A 21,595-nucleotide genomic window follows, 5' to 3' on the forward strand; every position below is an offset into this window, starting at 1 on the left:
TAACGTTGACCATATTGCCACAATAAGCACTAAATGCAAATACAAATAGTTTTCATTTGCAATATTATTTGCGTTATGTATTATTGAGCTACCTACAAAAAATAATAAGACTCGAAATGGACTTTACACCTCAACTTTCTATCAATTTAATGGATCTAGATTTGGTTGGCCGCTCAACACCTGACCCTTTACGATTTGCCTTTAGCCATAAGCGTGGTGCTCATGCCGGCGGAAATATGGCAATGGTGCCACCCGTTCAGATCCAACAACAAATAAATGCTGCCTTGCAACACGCTCACTTAACTGAACGAAATCGTTGCCTCTATATTCACATCCCTTTCTGTCGCGTTCGTTGTACTTATTGCAATTTTTTCCAATATGCATCCTCTAAAACACTGATTGAACAATATTTTGCGATTTTACTTGAAGAGATAAAATGGAAAGCCGCTCAACCATGGACACAAGCCGCCCCTTTTCAAGCCGTCTATGTTGGAGGCGGAACACCGACTGATCTAAGTGCTATCCAGTTAAAACAATTAGGTAACGCGATCCATGATTACTTCCCTTTGACACCAGATTGCGAAATGACTTTAGAAGGCCGAATTAACCGCTTTAATGATCACAAATTTGAATCAGCACTTGAGGGAGGATTTAATCGTTTCTCTTTTGGGGTGCAAAGTTTTAATACCCAAGTACGCAGAAGTGCCAAACGTCTTGATGATGGAGAAGATGTTTTCAATCGCTTACAACACTTTATTAGCTATAAAAGTGCACCGATTGTATTAGACCTACTCTATGGTCTTCCTTATCAAAATTTAGATAATTGGCAACAAGATCTAGAGAACTACTTAGCATTAGGGGCTGATGGCGTCGATCTTTATCAGCTAATCGAAATGCAAGGACTTCCAATGGCCGACGCCGTTGCCAAAGGTAAACTTCCTCACCCAGCTGATACACCGACAAAAGCGACCATGTATAAGATGGGCGTTGAATTTATGAATAAACACCACCAGCGTCGATTAAGTGTCAACCATTGGGCATCCAGCAACCGCGAACGCAGCATTTACAATAGTCTGGCAAAAACAACCGCAGAAGTTCTACCAATCGGTGCGGGGGCTGGCGGCAATATTATGGGATTAAATATGATGCAATCCCGTGAGATGGAGAGCTATATAAAGAGTATTAAAGAGAAACAACATCCGGTGATGGGAGCAATGAAAAGCCGAGACAATGATCCGATTATTAAATATATCAAGTCAGCATTTGACCATGGCGTGATGAGTGGCGTGATGCTGAATAACGTCACCAATCAAACTTTATCGCAGCTTATTGAAAATACCCAACCATTAAACGTCCCTAATTGTGCCTTATATCGCAGCTTGCAGCCTCTATTTGATAAGTGGCAACAGAATGGTCTAGCCATCAATCAAGATAACTACCTCTCATTAACCCTTGCGGGACAATTTTGGTCTACAACTTTAGCGCAAAGTTTAATCAGTGTGCTACAACAAAACTGGGATTCACTACTTTCTCAGTTACAGGAAAATGTAATTAGCAATCAGTCATCAAAAGATAAACAAAGTAATACACATAAAGCACAACTAATTTTAGCCTAATAAAAAGGAGTCGTTATGTACACAAGACAAACTAAACAAGAGGTTAAAAACCTGATTAAACAAAAGTTAGAACAAGAGAGTGGAACGCCAGTATCAAGTTTAGCTGAAGAGCTCAACTTAACCGAAGGAGCAATTACCTTTGCACTCCCCGATAATCAAGTGAGTGCAGCAGATGGTCAACATACTGAAGCTATCTTAACTGAATTACCATCTTGGGGAAAAGTGACCACCATTGTTCATTCATGTGGCTCGATCTTTGAATTCAAAAACCCGTTTCCAAAAGGGAAAGTCGGTTATGGATACTACAATATAATGGGGAAAGAAGGGTTACATGGACACTTAAACATCAGTGCTATTAATCATATCGCTTTTGTTAGCAAGCCTTTCCGAGATATGGAGAGTCACTATATTGGCTTCTTTACCGAACTGGGGGAATGTGTATTTAAAGTGTATGTCGGTCGTGACAAAGCGAGATCCCTATTTCCTGAACAGATAGCAGCCTTTAGAAAAATGAAACAACAGTATTGTTAATCTTCATTATTACGAAGGCGTAGTTACCTTTAATTGTTACCCCTGAAACTATAATCACTAATGACTTACCATTAAGTACTCTATAACAACGACCATGCAAAGAGACCCAAGGACATAAAATGACGACCAAACAAGAACGTTTACAAAACCGCTTAGGCCCAGAAATTCAAGAGTTTAAGCAACAGTGTCAAACGATTCAGATCGCCTCTTTAACAGATAATCTTCCTCATGTCAGTTATGCACCTTTTATCTGCAATGAAACCGGTTATTATATCTTGATCAGTGATCTTGCCCAGCATGGACAGAATCTAAAACGATCAAAGCATGTTTCAATTATGATGATTGAAGATGAAAGTTCGGCAAAATCAGTTCATGCTCGCAAACGTCTCACTTTTGATACGATTGCTCAACACATTGAGAAACAATCACCATTAGGTCAACGAGCAATCAAAGAATTAATCGCACGTTTTGGTGAATTGGTTGAAAACCTTAGTCAGTTAGGTGATTTTAACCTTTATCAACTTACGCCACAGCAAGGTCGCTATGTCAAAGGGTTTGGCCAAGCTTTCAATGTCTCTGGCGATGAGATGTTAGATATTATTCATTTGACTGAAGGCCATGTTAAAGAAATGAAAGATAAAGAGATAAAAGAAAAAGAACTTAAAGATAAAAAATAAAAGAGCAATTAAACTCAACCGCCCTCTAACTCACTCACCCTAGATACATACTTTATTGAGACAATATTGGAGTCTTCATCTGTGGCTCCAATTTTGAACTACTCTTATAAATACTATTCCGCTGTTGAAAAAGGAACGTCAGTGTCAACTTCGAATCCGTTAACGATTACGACCCAATGGCTATTTGATAAAGCATTAAAATATAAACGGCGACTCATTTTTGCCAATATTATTGCCCTTATCGCCACCTTAATTAGTGTCCCTATTCCGCTTCTCATGCCATTATTAGTGGATGAAGTGTTATTAGAAAAACCAGCGGGTGGAATCGCGATTCTCAACGCGATGATGCCTGATAGTTGGCAGTCGGCGATGGGTTATATTGCGATGGTCACTTTTCTTGTGGTCAGCATGCGTATTGTCAGTCAAGCACTGAACATTCTACAAACTCGTCAATTTACCTTGATCGCAAAACAACTTACTTGTCAGATCCGAGAAGCCTTACTCGATAAATTAGGTCGGATCAGCATGCAGCAATACGAAGCTAAAGGCAGTGGTGGCTTAACCTCTCTTTTAGTGACGGATATTGAAACCATTGATAAGTTTATTGGCAGTTCATTAAGTCGGGTTGTCATTAGCCTATTAAGTATTATCGGTATTGCGGGGATCTTATTATGGTTAGATTGGAAACTGGCGCTGTTTATCATTCTACTTAATCCTGTGATTGTCTTTTTGTCACAAGCTATGGGTCGTCGAGTTAAAAAGTTAAAGAAGAAGGAGAACCAAGCCTTTGAACGTTTTCAGCAGCGTTTAGTTGAAACTCTAGAGGGTCTATATCAACTTCGTGCAGCAAACAGAGAACTCGACTTTCTCAATCGTCTGAAAGAAGATGCCAACGCTATCCGTTATGATTCCGATCGTTTCGCTTGGCAATCTGATGCTGCAAGTCGTCTCTCCTTTTTAATGTTTTTAGTCGGATTTGAAATATTCCGTGCTGCCGCTATTGTTCTGGTTTTCTTTGGCGATCTCACCGTTGGGCAGATTTTTGCCGTTTTCGGTTATCTTTGGTTTATGCTCTCTCCCATTCAAGAGTTATTAAATATCCAATATGCTTGGTTTAGTGCAAGTGCAGCAATGAAACGCCTTAATGCATTGCTAGAATTGGATGAAGAACCACGACCAACGCCTTTAATTGACCCTTTCTTATCTGCAACCGTTCATACGAATAAAGAAACAGATAATAAAGAGGCAAACAATAAACAACGAAATAATGGAACGCCTCAAGTCTCGGTTTGCTTTGAGAATGTGAATTTTTCATACCACTCTTCATCTAAACAAGATCAGCTAGATAACTATCAACAGGTCATTAATAACCTTTCCCTCACTATCCCAGCAGGAAAGAAGATAGCTTTGGTTGGCGCATCTGGCGGCGGTAAAACCACCTTAGTTCAGCTGTTATTAGGGATCTATCAAAAACAGAGCGGTAAAATTTACATTAATGGTCACAGTATTGATGATGTAGGTTATCCAAAAATACGTGAAAATTTCGCGGCGGTATTGCAACAACCCACCATATTTAATGATACTTTAAAAGGAAATTTAACTTTAGGTGCAGAGTATAGCGACCAACAGCTTTTTAATGCCTTAGAGGTGGCACAATTAAGTGAATTTGTTGCTCAGCAACCTTTAGGATTAGATGCACCATTAGGCAGACAAGGGGTTCGACTCTCTGGAGGACAGAGACAGCGGTTAGCCATTGCTCGAATGGTGTTAACTGATCCTAAATTTGTAATCCTAGACGAAGCAACGTCAGCCTTAGATACTCAAACTGAAGCTAAGTTACATAAGGCATTGCATGAGTTTCTTTCTCATCGTACAACGTTAATCATTGCCCATCGATTAACGGCAGTAAAACAAGCGGATTTAATCTATGTGCTTGAGGATGGCAAAGTCGCACAATCAGGTAATCATGATAGTCTTGTCAAAGATAAGGGGCTTTATCAAACCCTTTATGGCACTTAATCATCGTCTTTAATAATATAATTAATGGCTAGGTTTAATAACTAGCTTAATCATACCTAAAATGACATAGAGCAGGTCAAACTTCCCTATCGACCAAAAGCCTGCTCTAAAATAATTGGCGTTGCTAGTAGACGATAAGTGAATGAGATCTCATGAGTATAGATGTTCTATATGATTGGGGTAAATGAACGCAGGCAACAACCTAATAACGTCAACTAAAAGAAGATTCTTAATAGAAAACTTAATGGAAAAATACTCTTTTTTGTTAATTTATGGCCGCCCCGATAAGCCTTGATAAACATCAAAAAACAATTATTAGTATTAAATTAACCGTCAAATATTCCGGACAGAAACAAAACATATGCAATTTCATATATGTATATGTATTTTTCAAAAATGAAAAGTAACTTCTATCTATTCACTATCCCCACCCTTATACCTCTAAGGTAATATATATACAGAAATTCATATACCCCCTTTAAAATAAGAGATCTTTTCGATGAGTGAAGAGAATAAAACTAAAGTTAGTCGTCGTCAGTTGCTAAGTAAACTTGCGTTAGGCGCTGCTGCTGTTCAAGCCACCTCTGTGATGGCTAAAACTGGAAATAAAAATACCCCGAATACGCAAAAAACCTCAAACCATCATTGGGGTATGGTCATTGATCTACGTAAATGTATTGGCTGCCAAGCTTGTACTGTTGCATGTAAAATTGAAAACAATGCACCTGTTGGTAAATTTAGAACTTGGGTTTCTGATATTGAAGTAAAAACCTTCCCAGAAACTAAGCGTGAGTTTCTTCCTCACCTTTGTAACCATTGTGATAATCCTTCTTGTGTTCCTGTTTGTCCAACGGGTGCAACCTTTAAACGTGAAGACGGTATCGTACTCATCGATAACGAAAAGTGTTGGGGCTGCGGTGCTTGTGTGACTGCTTGTCCTTACGATGTTCGTTTTATCAACCAAGAAACAAAAACTGCCGATAAATGTACATTCTGCGCTCACCGCTTAGAGCAAGGGTTATTACCTGCTTGTGCGGAAACATGTGTTGGTGGCGCACGTATCTTTGGTGATCTTAACGATAAAAATAGTGAAGTTAGCCAACTAATCAAAAAGCACCCAACGTCTGTATTAAAGCCTGAAACAGGAAATAATCCCAACGTCTTTTATATCGGTTTAGATAACTTAGCGACAGTAGCACGCCAAGCAAAAGATAATAATTGGGCCACCGAATTTGAAGAAGTTTTTGGTGAAGAATTACTATTTAAAGGAGCAAAATAATGTCACTGGTTAATATTATGCATCAATCACCATTTGGTCTCCTTTTTGTCAATTACTCACTCCTACTAGGTATCGCTGGTGGTCTTGCTATTTGTTGGGTACTCCTTAATTGGAATAGTGCAAAGCGTCATAACCTTACACCATTAATCTTAGCGTTAACGTTAAGTATTGGTGGTGTTTTAAATGTATTAGCTGAAGTTCAACAACAAGGTCGTTTAATTTATGGCTTTATTTATGGTTGGGAACATTGGTATGGCTCAATCATTAAGTTCGGTATTTTAGGTATTCCGGCATTATGTGGCCTATTAGTTCTATTTTTACTTCCTGTTAAATATAACAAAGTCATTGATCGTTTACTTAAAATTGCGATGTTACTGGTTGCGCTATTCCTGACCATGTATTCAGGTATCTTTATGATGAATGAACACGGTATCGCGCTTTGGAATACACCACTATCTCCATTAATGACCATGCTAACTGGCATTGCATCAGGCGCATTTGTCTACTCGTTATGCTCTGACAAACGAGAAAATGATAAAATCGCTTACTACATTGGTTTTGGCTTAACATTACTTGCGTTAATTTTCTCTCTACTTTTAAGCTGGTGGGGGCATCTGTTCGCGGGTGTTATGTTAGCAGATTCATTCTCATTACTGGATCAACACTTTAATGGCATGCAATGGTTAACACTGATTACTTTTATCATTGCAACCGTGATTCCTATTGCTCAATGCCCAGCAAAATCAAGTCGTGTGGTCACTTTAATTGCTTCGCTCATCTCAGGCTACCTATTACGCTACCTCTTTGTTGCCGGTGGTGAAGGTGTCAGCCGGAGTCAAGCTGGATTCTTAATCTTTACACCTGATCATCAAGAGTTCTTTTATACTGCTGCAAGCTTACTGTTTATGGTGGGGGTTTTCGCTCTACTTCTCCTGATTAAAGATAAATTAACATCTAAATTTTCACAACTAAATCGAGGTAACGCATAATGGACCGTCGTAAATTTTTAACTGGTGCAGCGGCTATTGGTATCGGAGCTGGTACGGCTGCATATGGCAATATCTTTGCTCGTTCATTATCTTTCTCTGATCGTGGTGAAAAGGCAAATTACCAATTTTATGGGGATTCACATACTCCTGAATGGACACTGAATAAATATAATCAGCACAAAGTTAATGCTGAATATATGATTAAACACAGTACTTGCTTACAGTGTCACAGTGAGTGTGGTATTCGTGCCAAAGTTAACCGAGAAACGGGTAAATTAGAGCGTTTATTTGGTAATCCCTATCACCCAAATACCTTAGTTGAGTATATTGATAACGATACCCCAATCGCAGATACAGCAACAACAAATGGGACATTATGTGCGCGTGGTAATGCTGGATTACAAACGGCTTATGACCCATATCGCTTAACGACACCACTGAAGCGTGCAGGAAAACGTGGTAGCAATGAATGGACAGAGATCAGTTGGGAACAATTGATTAAAGAGGTGGCTCATGGTGGAAAGATCTTCGCTGATACCACAGATACGAACAGTCAAAACTTAGTCGTTAAAGGTTTTAAAGATCTTTATAGCAAACGCGACCAGTGGATTGATAACAATAATCATGACTTAGGACGTGAGACTAACAAGTTTGTATTACAAGCAGGTCGTATCGTTAAGTCTCGTAAAGATTTTCAGACTCGTTTTTGTCAATCGTTTGGTACTGTGAATAACTTTGAACATACCAATATTTGTGAACTTAGCCATCATATCGCAACCGGTGCTGTCTACGCAGGAAAACACAACCTGAAATCAGATCTCTGTGAAGCTGAATTTGCACTATTTTTTGGCACAGCGCCAGGTGAAGCTAACTTCCCAATGCAGACAATGGGGAAATACTCAGCCCAAGCTCGTGCGAATGGTTGTAAGATTGCGGTTGTCGATCCTGTTCTACCAAGAACGATGACTAACGATAAGAATATGCGTTGGATTGCGCCTAAACCAGGTACAGATGGTGCAATTGCTTCAGGTATGTTGCGTTGGATCATAGGGAATGCACGTTATAATGCTAATTTCTTAAGCCGTCCAAATGCTGTTGCGGCTAAGCAAGCAGGTGAATTAAACCATACCGATGCTAGCCACTTAATCATTACTGCGGCAGGCCATAAAAATTACGGTCAATTCCTAACTGCAAAAGAAGCTGGGATAAAAGGAAAAGAGCATGTGGTTATCGATCAACATGGTCAGCCAGCTGATGCAGAAACAGTAAATCAAGCTCAAATTGAGTTTGAAGGTACCGTTAATGGACTTCAGGTTGCCACTTCTTTCTCATTAATGAAAGTCTCTGTCTCTAAACATAGTTTACAAGAGTATGCTGAGATCAGTGGGGTAACTGTTGATGACATTATTTACCTTGCTAACGAATTTACTAGCCATGGTCGTAAGGTTGCGGTTGAACTTTACCGAGGTATTGCACAGCATCCAAATGGTTACGCAACTGGCTTTACGATTTATCAGTTAAACCTAATGGTCGGTAACTTAAACTGGACGGGCGGAGCATCCCTTGGTGGTGGCGGTCTAAACTACAATAGCGGTCAATATCAGCTTAAAGAGATCCCGGGGTTAGTTAAAGCAGACTTTGGTGTTCATATCTCTCGCGAGCAGATGGCGTATGAAGATACTGTTGAGTTTAAGAATAAAGTGGCGAAAGGCATTAATCCTTATCCTGCTCCACGTCCTTGGTTCCCACTCACTAAAGATGTATTCTCTGAGATTATTCCATCTATCATTGAAGGTTATCCGTATAAAGCCGATATCCTAATGTGGCATATGTGTACCCCATTTTATAGTACGCCATCAATGGGGCGTGATGAGATGATTAAAGCGGTTTCAGACCCAAAGAATGTACCATTAATTCTTGCCAGTGACATCGTTGTTGGTGATAGCAGTATGTATGCTGACTATATTATCCCTGACCTGACTTACCTAGAGCAATATGTTCATCACCCAATGATGGAAGCGACCTTAATAAAAGGCACCGCGGTTCGCTCTCCAGTTATTGAGCCATTAACAGGTAAAACAGCTGATGGTTATGCGATGAGCTATGAACAGTTCCTTATCGATGTAGCAAAAGAACTGAAGATGCCGGGCTTTGGTAAAAATGCAATTAAAGCCACAGATGGCAAATTATGGCCTTTAGATACCATGAGTGACTATTACCTTAAGGCAACGGCTAATTTAGCTTTCGAAGGGCAAGGTAGTAAAGATGTGTCAGAGGATGACTTACGTATCACCGGCCTTGATAGCTATTACCAAACTAATAAGACAAAATTGGAACCGCATCAGTGGTCTAAAGTTTTATATGTTATGTCTCGTGGTGGCCGTTTTGAATCGGTCGATAATCGTCGTCAAGGCAATCAGTTAACTCACCAATATAATGGTGTTTTACATACGTATAATGAAAAGTTAGCAAAGCACGTTAATAGTCAAACTGGTAAGAAGTTTAATGGTGGTGCTGGTTGGCAACCATCAACAACCTCATCGGGTACACCATTATCGTCATTAGATCGTGAATTGCCATTTACTATTTTAACCCGTAAAACGGCATTACAATCACATTCACGTTTGGCATCGAATACCTATATTCGTGAAATCAACCCAACCAACTGGGCTGAAATGAACTACGACGATGGTCAACGTTTAGGGCTGAAAAGCGGTGATGAAGTGATTGTTGAGACTCATGAAGGTAAGCGTAAATGTAGCGTAAAACTTCGCCAAGGTGTCGCTCCAAATGTGATTACCTTTACCGTAGGTTATGGCCATTGGGGATATGGCGCAACCGATATGGATATTAGCGGTAAGCGTATAAAAGGGAGTAAAATCCGCCGAGCAGGTGTAAACTTAAATCCAATTATGCGTACTGATCCTGATGTTTGGGGCATGCCGTTAATGGATATGGTGGGCGGGAGCTCATGTTTCTTTGATACTAAAGCGAAGATATATAAAGCCTAATGATTGATTATCAGTATATTCAAGCTCTCAGCCAAATGGCGGGGAGCTTGCTCTTAAATAGCCCAGAACAGGCTCTCATTGACCATATTAATCAGAGCCACTCTTTAACGTTATCGTTAGAGGAGAGTCAAAAAGCTTTTAACGATACCATGGTGTTTGCTCACTCAGGGCTGTTTATTCCGCCTTTTGAGCATGTCTGTAATCAAGTCTCTAACTTGGAAGGGAATTTTTCATTTCCAATGGCCAAGTTTGATGGTGGGGATAAGTTGAATGAGATATATCAACAATTCCATTTTAACCCTGCCAACTTATCGGTAACGGGGACAGATTTAAGGAAGCATCTTCCTTTAGACCATTTTGGCTATATTTTACTCTTTATTAGCCATACCTTTAATGCTGCTAATCTAGATTCGAATTCAGCAAGTTACCCGCTTCTCATCTCTTTCTTAGAGCACCGACTTGCTGGACTTGCTTTCTATCAGGGATTATTAGCCACTAGCCAGCAACCCTACATCTGTTTTGTTTCCGAGCTACTCGCCGATACACTCTCTCAGCTTGAGTTACTGATTAAACCATAGAGATTAAAAAAGCCTCTAACTCGAAAGATCGAATTAGAGGCTCATTAATATTGCTTATCTTAGAAAGCCCAAACCTACAAAATTTGGCTCAATGCTTCTGTAAATCTATCTATATTCTCATCATTTCTTTTATAATACGTCCAAGAGCCGATGCGTTTAGAATTCACTAAACCTACGCGTTGCAAGATCGTAAGGTAAGACGAGACTGTCGATTGTGAGAGCTGTGATTTTTCTTGAATAATGCTGACGCATACATCTTCTATCTCAGCATCAACAAGTTGTTCCGATACATTAAAGTTATTTTTTGGATCTTTTAACCATCGTAAAATATCCATTCTAACTGGATTATTAATTGCTTTTAATATTTCAGATAAATTTGTAATACTCATTAATATATCGGCCATCATTATACGTTTCAGGATTGTAATCAACTTATATACAGAAGAGCATTCAGTTGATCTAGATCAGTTATTGTCACGTTTTTGCTTTTATTATGCTCATTTCTATAATTTTTATTCGATATTACTGCTTGAAAGTTGAAAACTAGAAAATCTACAACTATTTTTCTTTATTCACAGTGATAAAATTTATAGTGCCCCTATTTTTCAGAGATGCCTTAACATGAAAAAAGCGATAATCCTCGCCAATGCCTTACTTCTCTCTTATGCGAATATGGCTTCGGCAAGCCCAACCAATGCTCCACTCCTAATGACACCTCCGTCTAATCAAACACAAAGCTCGGTAAAAACAGCCCATCAGCCACCAGCTCAAGTACGTACTGAAGCGGATAAACTGGCTTATACTGCGCAAAATAAGCAAGAAACCGTTGCTAAAAGAACCGAAGCTTTAGCTGCTCTACAACGTTTTCCGAATAAAAATAGCTTTATTGCTGTTGCTCGTGCCATTAAAGAGCCAAATAGCGAAATTAGAATGGCGGCGTTAATCGGTTCTCGTGGCTTTAACTTTGACTATCGTTTTCGTGTTGTTGAGCCTCTGTTTAATGATCCTGAGCCAGAAATTCGTATTGCGGTAACCTCAGAGTTAATGCCAAATTACATGTCAATGATCCCAAAACAAAAAGCGATCATGGATAAAGAGTATAACAATCTAATTACTTCGCTATTTGGTAAAGGTAACTCCGCTACTAAGCTTAAACTGGCTGATATTTATCGTTGGCATAATGACCCTAAAAGTGCCGAGCCAATCTACCAAGAACTACAAATCAAGGATGCCAAAAATCCTGATGTGTGGATCAACAGCTCTGAGAACTATCGAGTGCTGCAAGATAATCAACAGTCATTAAAGATGATAAATGAAGGGATAAAGCACGTTCCTGATAATGCAAAACTGCATTATGCAAAGTCATTAATTTTAGTTAGAGAGAAAAATAAAGCGGACGGATTAAAAGAGATTAAGAAAGCTGCAGAGTTAGCGAAAACCAACAGCTATTATTGGTATTTGTACGCGATTATGGAACAAGATATTGATATCAAAAACTCAACACCTTTGTTTGAAAAAGCCTATTTATTATCAGGCTCACCAGAGCATCTTTATGCGGTGTGTGAGAACTACTTAACAACAGGTAATAGAAAATCTGCACAATGTATGGTTGCGCTTGAAAAGGTTGCACCTAAGTCTGCGGTAGAGAATCTAAAGAAAAAGTTTAATTTGCAATAAGTCAATATCAACTAAAAAATGTCGACTGAAAAATTGTGACCTCTATCTTGTATCATTATGAATGCTCGATTGGAGGTCTATATTTATAACATCTTAATAACTCACCTTATATTTCACCTGCACAAAATCATTCGGATATACAATTGAGTTAGCCTGTTCTAATTTTATCGATACATCCATCTGACCGAACAATGGAATTCCTCCTCCTAATAAAATAGGTGCACGAGTGATAATCATCTCATCAATAAGCTGTAAATTGAGAAAGTGTTGAATTGTAGTGCCGCCATCAATATAAGCGTGTTGATACCCCTGCTCCGCCAATTGATTGACTAATTGATTAATATCACCTGAATAGAGCTCTACTTTATCTCGCATATTTTCTGGTGCTTCTGTTAACGTTCGACTCAAGACGATGATTTTTTTATCACCATAAGGCCACTGCTCTGGTGTGAGATTCATATTTGATATCACCTCCATACACTTTCGCCCCATGATTAAACAATCGAAAGAAGCAAAGTGTTGATTCCAGCCCATATCGACCTGATCACCCATCTCAGCAGCTGTATTGCCAGCGGTATGTAACCAATCCACGCTACCTGCTTTATCCGCAATATAGCCATCGACACTGGTTGCAATAAATACAGTACATTTCATCATCAATTTCCTCGGTTTAACTAAAGATAATAGAACGACCAATGGTACCTTAACTGAGCAAAATGATTAATCATCCACCCTCCAGATTGTGATTTTGACGATTAAATGCTGAAGCTCAATTGAAACAAACGTTGACATGTCTACTGCTTTATAGTTTAACCTTCTATATCGTCAATGGGTATTACCGTGATTAGCGAAAAATTTATTAAGGCCTTTGTTATGTATAAAATCTCTGAGCTTGCCGAAAAAGTTGGACTTTCAAGAACAGCGCTCCTCTATTATGAGAAAATTCAATTAATAACAGGTAAACGTTTAGATAATGGATATCGAGTCTATAACGACAATGATCTTCAACGTATTCGTCTAATCCAACAGTTGCAACTCGGTGGGTTAACGCTCAAAGAGTGTAAAGCGTGTTTAGAGACAAAAATAGACAAAGCAATGATACAGGATCGCCTCAATGCTCTTGACCAAGAAATCCAACAAAAACAACAAGCAAGAGAATTACTTGCGGCAATTGCCGGTCAAGGTGACCTTAAAGTTTGGCATCAACAATTAGATCAACTCGCCCCTGACGCTCATCTTGAATGGTTATCAACCCAAGGTTTCAGCGATAAAGAGGCATTACACTTAAAATGGCTATCAAAAAATATGAATGAACACGACATATATATGAACGACTTTATGACAGTTTTCGAAACACTAGAACGCTGGGGGCCGGGCAGTAAAAAAGATACTCGCCAAGCGATAAATGCCCTACCAACGACGCCTTCGAACCTATTAGAGATTGGATGTGGTAAAGGTCTTGCAACTGAAGTTTTAATGGAATCAACCCCAGCTCAAATTACCGCAATTGATAATGAGCAATCTGCCCTTGATCGACTTCAGCAGAGATTTATTGAACAAGATATTGAAGAACAAGGTTCTCACAAACAAGGATCTGAAGAGAAACCGCCATTATCTCGCTTAAATACAGTCTGTGCCAACATGGCCGAATTACCCTTCGATAAAGAGAGCTTTGATCTATTATGGGCAGAAGGAAGTGCTTACATAATAGGGATTGAAAAAGCATTATCGTTATGGAAACCATTCATTAAACAACATGGTTATTTAATGGTTAGTGATATGGTTTGGAAAACAGCAAGCCCAAGTCAAGCTGCTATTGAATTTTGGAACAGTGAATACCCTGACATTCAACAAGTAGAAACAAGACTTAAACAGATGGAAGTCGCGGGATACCGTGTTATCAATCACTTTCCACAAAGTGAAGAAGCATGGTTAAACTATTATGCGCCACTAGGAAAACGAGTTAAAGAACTAGAAAACGAAATGTCGGAGTCCGCAGCATTTAAAGATATTGAGAAGGAAGTTAGCCTTTGTACAGAATATTCGCATCAGTTTGGTTATCATATGTTTATATTACAAAAATGTTAGACTACACCTAAAATAATGGACGTTGCTAACAGGCAGAAATCAAATGAGATCCATAAGTAAAGATACTGTCTAGTGTTGGGGAAACGAGTGTATACCCAAAGTAATTTGATTTGCTAGTAGACGGCAAGTGAACGAGCGACGCCAACAACCTAGCAGCTTTAAGTATGAGGGGTATAAGTTTTCTTATTTTTATCCTAATAGGCTGCTTAATTAAACAATAGGTTGAAATATTTACGACAGAACCAAAAAGGCCACTATTCAGCGGCCTTTTTATTAATAACAACGTTATACTTTGCAGATTTTTGCTGGCAAAGCTTGTCTAGCCGCAGCGCCAACAACCCATTCTAACATCACACCTTTACCTTCTCGGGTTGGATCAATTAAACCTACATCATTAATATTGACCCCTTCTCCACTGAATTTTTTTACTGGCTGCTGTTTACCATCAATCCAATGAGATCGCTCACCTAATTCCGTATGACCAAACCCATGCTCGATACCTAATGTACCAGGTACAATTCCATCTAATATCATGGCTCTCGCTGTCATACTTGCACTTGGCGTTTCAATAACAAACTGATCACCTGTCTTAATAGCAAATTTTTCAGCATCTGCCGGATGAATATACACTGGATTTTCACCTTTCACTGAATTTAAGCGTGGTGATAAATTAGAGACCGCACTATGAATATTCGATTTAAAGTTCGTTAATGTAAATGGCCAATCTGCTTCTGGATACTTTTCTGAAATTGGGGTTCCATCAGCTAACTTTTGTGGATGCCAAGTTGGACATCCCAAATAATATTCGCCAGATAAACTATTGCGAGATGTCCCTACCTTTTCATTCCAAATAGCAATGGGTCTATCCCATTTATGCTTCATCAATTCCCCTTGATATGTCTCTGACGCATCTTCAAAACGTCCACCTCGTGCAAAAATAAACGCTACACGCCTCATCTCTTCAGCTGTTAATGTCTTTTGCATCATCGGCATTAAACGTTCTAGACCAGACCATGCAATATCTTCAGCGTTCACACTAGGCACGCCACCTTTAACATATGCAAGATTAGCAGCGGCACGTAAATAAAAATCTTCCGCACAATGAATACTGTGCCATTGACCATCATGATCCTGAATAGCATTATCCCCGAAGCCACCAAGATCCATCTCTTTAGCCACATCAATGACAAAGTTTTCTAAACAAATAGAACGTCCATCTGCTGTTTTTGCTGTTCGTGACTCAACAATAGGCCAACGAAAAGTCAGTGTTTTTGTCGGTACATCATGCCAAGGTACTGTCGTTCCCCAGCTTTCATAAGTTACGGTATCAGGCACAATGTAATCAGATAACGTCGTTGTTTCATTAATAAAGGCATCAATTGAAACTATCAAGCCAAGCTGTTTTGGATCTTTTAATTTATCTTCCAGTAATGTTTTTAACCCTGGAATACCATAAATCGGGTTTGCCATATGGTTAATCCAAATTTTTGCACGGTAAGGATAACCATCAATTGCCGCCGATAGATGTTCGGTTAATAGTGGTGCAGAAAATGGATACCAAGGAGCTCGAGTTGGATAAGCCGACTTGCCTGCTGAAACTTTACGCTTATATTCACTGGTCTTTTCATAAGGGAATCGACTACGTGATAGGTAAATACCTTTAGGCTTAACTTTATCTTTAAATTGAGTAAAGTTATAACGAGGTCCAGAGCCTGATGTTGGATATCCACCAGCTCTTGCCATCGCGCCACCTTTCATATTGATGTTCCCAATAAGTGCATTCAGCATTAAAATCGTAAATGAATTATAGAAACCATTGGTGTGCATATTGCCACCGTGAGTATCAATAACTGCTTTTGTCCCATAACTGGTGAAACGTTTAGCTAATGCCGTTATTTCATCTTCTGGAATACCACACTGTCGACTATAAAAAGCAAGATCATATTTAAATGCTTGCTCTTTTAAATGTTGTAGTGATGACTTCACTTCAACATCTCTTCCTTTTATAGAGATTGTTCGTGTCACAAATAAATCCGCAGGGTCAACCTGCGTGCTCAACCCTAATTCATGGCTTTTTTTATCCACAATAATGTGTGGATCTTGCTTTGATAATGCGTCCCCAGAAAAAGGCAAACCAAGATCAGATGCACGTAAAAATCGACCATTATCAGGATGTGATTCATCACTAATCACCAGATGAGTCGCATTACACCAATGTGGCGTTCCTGCTTTTTTCATAGACTCAACGCCTGGTTGAGAAAGAAACTTTTCATTATATCGCTTATTAGTGATAATCCATTGAATCATGCCCAAAATCAGAGCCGAATCTGTACCCGCTTTAATCGGTATCCAATTATTTCTATCGCCTGCCGCCAAACTCGATGAACCAGCAGGTAGATTTGGCGTGATAATCGTATACTTTAGTTTTCCATCAGTACGTGCTTTGGCAACTTGACGAGCTTGACGCTTAAATGGATTGCCGGCTTGCGCTGGGGACATACCAATAAAAATAATATATTCCGTATTTTCAAAATCAGGCTTTAAATGGGCATATTTTTTCAAATCATTCATAAATGCACCACTGCCAGCACGGAAAGCATAACCACAATATGACCCATGGTGCCCAAAATTTCGAGTACCATAACTATTAAAAGCAAATCGCTTTAAAATATCATCTCGTCCCTCGTTACCTGCATTAGTTACTAAGAGTTGATTTACTTTTGTCCCATATTCTGGATTGTTGACATCAAGTGGTGTCTTAAGATCTCTCACTGCACGCAGGCCATCAACATGTCCCTCACCAAAAAGATCGCCACCTTCGACTATTTCTTTAATCAGTTGCTCATAACTAATTTGTTGCCACTTTCCTTCTCCACGCTTACCTACCCGTTTCATTGGATGAGTAATTCGATATGGACTATTTTGAATATCCAACATCCCATTACCACGAGCACAAGCTGTTGAACGACCATCAAGCCCAGCTTCTCCTACCATTCCTAGATAAGCTTCTTTAACAGGCGTTTTAAATGGGATCTGCTGCTCGTTAGATAGCGGATGATATGGATTACCTGATATGCGCAAAATATTATCCGTTTTATTATCAATACGAACACGTAAACCACATAAAGACCAACAACCAAAACACATTGAAGGTGCAACACGTTGATTTGGATTTGCGATTAAATTTCCCTTCTGATTCACTTTATATTCAGTAGACAGTGAGTTTCCATGATGAATATCTTTAGTTTTCTTACCTGATGTCCCTTCTATCGCTCCTTCAACTAAATGATTTGCAGTTGCTGCATATCCAGCCGCAAATGCACCCACACCTCCAACCGCAAGGCCTGATTTCAAAAATTGACGACGTTTATTATCCATTGTGACAGCCTCTTATTAATGGTTATGATGTGAAAAAGTTGAAGTACTACATTTTGATGAAATTAACTCAGATCCAAGTAATGCTAATGCAGACCATAAACCAAGCATCCCAATAATGCTAAGAATACCACCACTCCCCGTTGTTAAATGGTAAGGGTAAAGTCCCACATCAAATTTAGGAATAAGCTGAACATCAATTAATGTTACCCAACGTATGTACCAAGCAGATAAAAGAGTTAGAATAGAAAGAACAATTAAACTCACTACTTTGTAATTTTCATTTATTAAAATCAACGTAACTACAGTACAAATAATAAAAATAGTGAATAACCATAAAAGAGAGGTTAACCACATAGAATTATTATATAAAGAGAGGTGAGAGCTTTGTGTCGCCCATAGTGATAATAGAGCACCCGATGATAAAGAGCTTATGATGATGGTTCTTTTAATTATACAAATATCAGTCAACGATAGTTTAAATTTACCTTTTGCTATCATTAAATAAATGATCAAACTAAAGCCAATCGCTACAAGAAATGAGGATGCAAACCATAATAATGGTGATGCTGGTTGGTTCCATAAAGGGCGTGAATGAAGGACAGCAACTTCGGCACCAGTATAGAGCGCAATAGAGAGACCTGATAATAAGGTTAGTAAAGAAACCATTACTAATAATTTATAAGATGTTTGCCATTGACCTAACGATAAAAGTGAAAACTTTCTCGATATAAAATTATCACTTTTTCTTAATAACATTAAATCATTACGTAAATATAACCATGCAGTAACAACAGCTAGTCCACTAAATATAGGTAAGAAAATAGACCCCATAGACATCCATGACCAAGGTGTCAAATTTGTGTAAAAATGCCATGCTCTACCCGGTTGATGGAGATCAGCGGTTAACGCTAATGGGCCAACAACTGCCCCAATTGCAAGCGTTAACGCTAATGAAGAACGAAAATAATGTGATACTTTTGTTTTACATATCAAAGCAATAAAAAATAAAATTGCAGCTGCATAAGCAGATCCGATATAGAAAAAGTATTGCACTGCCCAAGGAAGCCACGCGACAGGTTGTGGCTGAACTAAAACTTCAGTTATATTCATTGATTACTCTCCTTTAGGCTCATAAATTGCCGCTTTACCTTCAATATAAGAGGTAAATCTCTCATTCATTCCAATGTAAAAAACATGAGGATGCGTATTCTCTTCAGGTTTTAAAACTTTAATATCATCTTTATGTTTAAGAAGTAATTGAGATACCTTACTATTTGAATCCTTTATATCGCCAATAACACGTGCTCCTCCGACACAAGTTTCAACACAAGCAGGTAACAAGCCATCTTTCAAACGGTGGGCACAAAAGGTACATTTATCAGCTGTTAACGTTTCCTCATTAATAAATCGTGCATCATAAGGGCATGCCTGAACACAATAAGCACAAGCAACGCAACGACTGTTATCAACCATAACAATGCCATCTTCACGTTGAAATGTTGCTTGAACAGGACAAACCGCAACACAAGGTGGATTATCACAATGATTACAAAGACGAGGAAGCATGAAGGCTTTAGATTCTTTGGTCCTCTTATCACCATTACTTAACGTGACTTCATATTGTTTAACGGTTGTACGAAATTGACCAATCGGTGCTTGATTTTCGATACTACAACCAACTGTACAAGCTTGACAGCCTACGCACTTTCTTAGGTCAATAACCATTGCATAACGTTTTCCTATTTCGCCTTTACGGTTATCTTCATTATTATTTTTAATAACAGTTGATGCATGCGCGGTTTTTATTCCCAATATAGGAATAAGCGATGCGCCTGCTGTTATCGCACTAATTAAATGACGTTTATTTGAATCCATATTACCTCTCAATACTTCAGTTGTAATAAACTCATAAGATATTCATTCATGAGAAAATAATTAAATAAAACGAGATTATATTAACACTCATAATATTTAATAATATTAATGAAGATTTAAAGTAGGATTACATTAAAATTAAAGCCATTGTTTTTATTGAAGAAGTCACTTAAATTAAATATTATCAGTACTGAGATCAATTATTTTCAATGGTTTCCACTTTCCCGTTGAAGTTACCCTAGAAACCATTCACTATTATTCTTATTATCAATTCAGTTATCAGGAAATTGAAGAGGATTAGGTCTATTTAAAGAATACAATCAGTTACTTACACTCAGCAACATAGTACTGTTGTTGCTGATCAAAAGTAAAAATCAACTCATTTTTTATGCTCTCTAATTTATCATCCTCATAATGTGAAACGTAAAGCAATTGACTTAAATTTTCTTTAGCGATGAGCTCTAGAGTATTTTTAACTAAACGTCGTCCTAAATAATCTAAGCCTTGATAAGGTTCATCTAGAATTAATATCGCCGGTTGTTTGACAATCGCTCTGGCAATTAAGAGTAACCGTTGCTGTCCATACTCTAACTGCTTAAAGGGTGTTTTAACATATTGATCCATATGAAGGATACTCAACCACTCTTGCGCAATTTGTCGCTCTTTCTTGCTTGAATGATGGTAGAGACCAATCGAGTCATAAAAACCCGATAAAATCACATCTAACGCACTGCAACTCACACGATATTGTAAATGAAGTGCCGATGACACCATGCCGATATTTTTCTTTATGTCCCAAATGGTTTCGCCAGAACCCCGTTTATTGCCGAGTATGTGAATATCATTAGAATAACATTGTGGATGGTCACCAAAGATCAGCCCTAACAAGGTACTTTTTCCACAACCATTTGGCCCCTTGACCTGCCAATGTTCTCCCTTATTGATTCGCCAATTAACACCAGAAAAAATTGTTTTGTCTGTGTATTCGACTTTCCCCTCTTTAAGCTCAAAGATAGGGTTTTGGAAGGAAACTTGATGTTGATGACGACGTATCAAAGTCATCATCTCCTCACTCTGTTGTTTAGATTGCGCTTTAATTTGATTAATTGCAGGGTGTTGTTGCCATGTTTGACTATCCATAACCGAATCAAATTGACCATGGTTAAACAAGGCTATCTGTTTAATCCAGTCAGGGATATCTTCTTCGCGATTGAAAACAACGATCATCTGGATTGACTGAGAGAGTGTTTCTAAGTAATCAGCAAGAGATTGACGATGAGCAATATCTAACCCTGTAAATGGATTGTCTAAAACCAGTAAATCAGGTTTAGCCGCTAATGCTCTTGCTAACATCACACGACGTGTTTCCCCGGTAGAAAGTACTCGAAATCCACTGTTAGATAAATATTTAAGATCCAGATCATTAATTAATTGGTTTGTCAGTAACTTATCTTGGCTCTGTTCGAAAATCAGAGAATAAACCGTCGTGCCATTATCTATCCGATCTAAAAAATCTGTATCATCTTTTGCTAGTTCTTGATCTAACAATCGTTGTTGTTCAACCAGAGAGACTTGTGCCACTTTGCCTCCTGATAGACTTAATGTTCCTTTATCTATCGTTAATTCTTGGCACAACAGCGCACCCAATGCAGAGCCGATATCACCACCTGTCGTGAACACACCCCAAGATTGTCCTGAATGAATCGTCCAGTTTGAAATATTTAATCGGCTCGTAAACGTATTGACCGTTAAATCATTAATTAAAACCTGCATCAATGAGTCCTTTACTTTTCATTAAGATAGCTATTTTTATTGCTTTAAAGATAACATTTAAATCCGTATATTTAGAATAACTTAATGTGATTATATCTATATTA

Annotated in this window: 16 protein-coding genes; 10 read left to right on the forward strand and 6 right to left on the reverse strand. The window is 38.5% G+C overall.

All coding sequences use genetic code 11. The features are described from left to right. Window positions 1-116 precede the first annotated feature (116 nt). The 8 genes from hutW to L0B53_RS00770 all read left to right on the forward strand — a co-directional run bounded on the left by hutW (window position 117) and on the right by L0B53_RS00770 (window position 10,700). The gene (hutW, locus tag L0B53_RS00735) at window positions 117-1,616 is read left to right on the forward strand and encodes a heme anaerobic degradation radical SAM methyltransferase ChuW/HutW (protein WP_235059408.1); all 1,500 of its coding nucleotides are present in this window, start codon (window positions 117-119) and stop codon (window positions 1,614-1,616) included. Between the two features lie 15 nt (window positions 1,617-1,631). Then, window positions 1,632-2,147, forward strand: coding sequence for a heme utilization cystosolic carrier protein HutX (gene hutX, locus L0B53_RS00740; RefSeq protein WP_235059409.1), 516 nt, complete (start codon window positions 1,632-1,634; stop codon window positions 2,145-2,147). A gap of 119 nt (window positions 2,148-2,266) precedes the next feature. Next, entirely contained in the window at window positions 2,267-2,824 is a 558-nt protein-coding gene (gene hutZ / locus L0B53_RS00745; RefSeq protein ID WP_235059410.1) for a heme utilization protein HutZ, read from the forward strand. 141 nt (window positions 2,825-2,965) lie between these two features. Continuing rightward, window positions 2,966-4,843, forward strand: a complete 1,878-nt coding sequence (locus L0B53_RS00750) for an ABC transporter ATP-binding protein (RefSeq protein WP_235059411.1) — start codon at window positions 2,966-2,968, stop codon at window positions 4,841-4,843. Between the two features lie 499 nt (window positions 4,844-5,342). Beyond that, the gene (gene dsrO / locus L0B53_RS00755) at window positions 5,343-6,122 is read left to right on the forward strand and encodes a sulfate reduction electron transfer complex DsrMKJOP subunit DsrO (RefSeq protein WP_235059412.1); all 780 of its coding nucleotides are present in this window, start codon (window positions 5,343-5,345) and stop codon (window positions 6,120-6,122) included. After that, entirely contained in the window at window positions 6,122-7,111 is a 990-nt protein-coding gene (locus L0B53_RS00760; RefSeq protein WP_235059413.1) for a hypothetical protein, read from the forward strand. Before dsrO (L0B53_RS00755) ends, L0B53_RS00760 begins: the two co-directional genes overlap by 1 nt. Further along, the gene (locus L0B53_RS00765; RefSeq protein WP_235059414.1) at window positions 7,111-10,122 is read left to right on the forward strand and encodes a molybdopterin-dependent oxidoreductase; all 3,012 of its coding nucleotides are present in this window, start codon (window positions 7,111-7,113) and stop codon (window positions 10,120-10,122) included. The genes L0B53_RS00760 and L0B53_RS00765 overlap by 1 nt, the downstream gene beginning before the upstream one ends. Then, window positions 10,122-10,700 carry a hypothetical protein gene (locus L0B53_RS00770; protein WP_235059415.1) on the forward strand — a complete coding sequence of 193 codons (579 nt, stop codon included), beginning with the start codon at window positions 10,122-10,124 and terminating at the stop codon, window positions 10,698-10,700. Before L0B53_RS00765 ends, L0B53_RS00770 begins: the two co-directional genes overlap by 1 nt. Window positions 10,701-10,774: 74 nt before the next feature. Here the strand turns inward: L0B53_RS00770 and L0B53_RS00775 are convergent, their stop codons facing one another. Further along, window positions 10,775-11,083: a helix-turn-helix transcriptional regulator gene (locus tag L0B53_RS00775; protein ID WP_311197295.1), complete on the reverse strand. Its 309-nt coding sequence runs from the start codon at window positions 11,081-11,083 to the stop codon at window positions 10,775-10,777. Between the two features lie 238 nt (window positions 11,084-11,321). Between L0B53_RS00775 and L0B53_RS00780 the strand changes: the two genes are divergently transcribed. Beyond that, the gene (locus L0B53_RS00780) at window positions 11,322-12,377 is read left to right on the forward strand and encodes a M48 family metallopeptidase (protein WP_235059417.1); all 1,056 of its coding nucleotides are present in this window, start codon (window positions 11,322-11,324) and stop codon (window positions 12,375-12,377) included. Window positions 12,378-12,470: 93 nt separating this feature from the next. Here L0B53_RS00780 and L0B53_RS00785 read toward each other — a convergent pair whose 3' ends face one another. Continuing rightward, window positions 12,471-13,034, reverse strand: a complete 564-nt coding sequence (locus L0B53_RS00785) for a dihydrofolate reductase family protein (protein ID WP_235059418.1) — start codon at window positions 13,032-13,034, stop codon at window positions 12,471-12,473. Between the two features lie 216 nt (window positions 13,035-13,250). On the opposite strand from L0B53_RS00785, the gene L0B53_RS00790 reads away from it, so the two are divergent. Then, window positions 13,251-14,465: a MerR family transcriptional regulator gene (locus tag L0B53_RS00790; RefSeq protein ID WP_235059419.1), complete on the forward strand. Its 1,215-nt coding sequence runs from the start codon at window positions 13,251-13,253 to the stop codon at window positions 14,463-14,465. A gap of 285 nt (window positions 14,466-14,750) precedes the next feature. On the opposite strand, the gene L0B53_RS00795 is transcribed toward L0B53_RS00790, so the two are convergent. The 4 genes from L0B53_RS00795 to modF form a co-directional block, all read right to left on the reverse strand. Beyond that, window positions 14,751-17,843 carry a tetrathionate reductase subunit A gene (locus tag L0B53_RS00795; protein ID WP_235059420.1) on the reverse strand — a complete coding sequence of 1,031 codons (3,093 nt, stop codon included), beginning with the start codon at window positions 17,841-17,843 and terminating at the stop codon, window positions 14,751-14,753. A 15-nt stretch (window positions 17,844-17,858) separates the two neighbouring features. Next, the gene (nrfD, locus tag L0B53_RS00800) at window positions 17,859-18,953 is read right to left on the reverse strand and encodes an NrfD/PsrC family molybdoenzyme membrane anchor subunit (RefSeq protein ID WP_235059421.1); all 1,095 of its coding nucleotides are present in this window, start codon (window positions 18,951-18,953) and stop codon (window positions 17,859-17,861) included. A gap of 3 nt (window positions 18,954-18,956) precedes the next feature. Beyond that, a complete protein-coding gene (dsrO, locus tag L0B53_RS00805; protein WP_235059422.1) occupies window positions 18,957-19,718 on the reverse strand; it encodes a sulfate reduction electron transfer complex DsrMKJOP subunit DsrO in 762 nt (253 codons plus the stop codon). A 324-nt stretch (window positions 19,719-20,042) separates the two neighbouring features. Further along, window positions 20,043-21,491 carry a molybdate ABC transporter ATP-binding protein ModF gene (gene modF / locus L0B53_RS00810; protein ID WP_235059423.1) on the reverse strand — a complete coding sequence of 483 codons (1,449 nt, stop codon included), beginning with the start codon at window positions 21,489-21,491 and terminating at the stop codon, window positions 20,043-20,045. Window positions 21,492-21,595: the final 104 nt, after the last annotated feature.

Origin of the sequence: Vibrio sp. SS-MA-C1-2 (assembly GCF_021513135.1) — a bacterium.
Taxonomy (GTDB): Bacteria; Pseudomonadota; Gammaproteobacteria; order Enterobacterales; family Vibrionaceae.

Excerpts from the sequence above, each read along its gene's own strand:
- hutW (WP_235059408.1), top strand. The coding sequence starts at position 117 with ATGGACTTTACACCTCAACTTTCTATCAATTTAATGGATCTAGATTTG.
- hutX (WP_235059409.1), top strand. The coding sequence starts at position 1,632 with ATGTACACAAGACAAACTAAACAAGAGGTTAAAAACCTGATTAAACAA.
- hutZ (WP_235059410.1), top strand. The coding sequence starts at position 2,267 with ATGACGACCAAACAAGAACGTTTACAAAACCGCTTAGGCCCAGAAATT.
- dsrO (WP_235059412.1), top strand. The coding sequence starts at position 5,343 with ATGAGTGAAGAGAATAAAACTAAAGTTAGTCGTCGTCAGTTGCTAAGT.
- L0B53_RS00760 (WP_235059413.1), top strand. The coding sequence starts at position 6,122 with ATGTCACTGGTTAATATTATGCATCAATCACCATTTGGTCTCCTTTTT.
- L0B53_RS00765 (WP_235059414.1), top strand. The coding sequence starts at position 7,111 with ATGGACCGTCGTAAATTTTTAACTGGTGCAGCGGCTATTGGTATCGGA.
- L0B53_RS00770 (WP_235059415.1), top strand. The coding sequence starts at position 10,122 with ATGATTGATTATCAGTATATTCAAGCTCTCAGCCAAATGGCGGGGAGC.
- L0B53_RS00780 (WP_235059417.1), top strand. The coding sequence starts at position 11,322 with ATGAAAAAAGCGATAATCCTCGCCAATGCCTTACTTCTCTCTTATGCG.
- L0B53_RS00785 (WP_235059418.1), bottom strand. The coding sequence starts at position 13,034 with ATGATGAAATGTACTGTATTTATTGCAACCAGTGTCGATGGCTATATT.
- L0B53_RS00790 (WP_235059419.1), top strand. The coding sequence starts at position 13,251 with ATGTATAAAATCTCTGAGCTTGCCGAAAAAGTTGGACTTTCAAGAACA.
- L0B53_RS00795 (WP_235059420.1), bottom strand. The coding sequence starts at position 17,843 with ATGGATAATAAACGTCGTCAATTTTTGAAATCAGGCCTTGCGGTTGGA.
- nrfD (WP_235059421.1), bottom strand. The coding sequence starts at position 18,953 with ATGAATATAACTGAAGTTTTAGTTCAGCCACAACCTGTCGCGTGGCTT.
- dsrO (WP_235059422.1), bottom strand. The coding sequence starts at position 19,718 with ATGGATTCAAATAAACGTCATTTAATTAGTGCGATAACAGCAGGCGCA.
- modF (WP_235059423.1), bottom strand. The coding sequence starts at position 21,491 with ATGCAGGTTTTAATTAATGATTTAACGGTCAATACGTTTACGAGCCGA.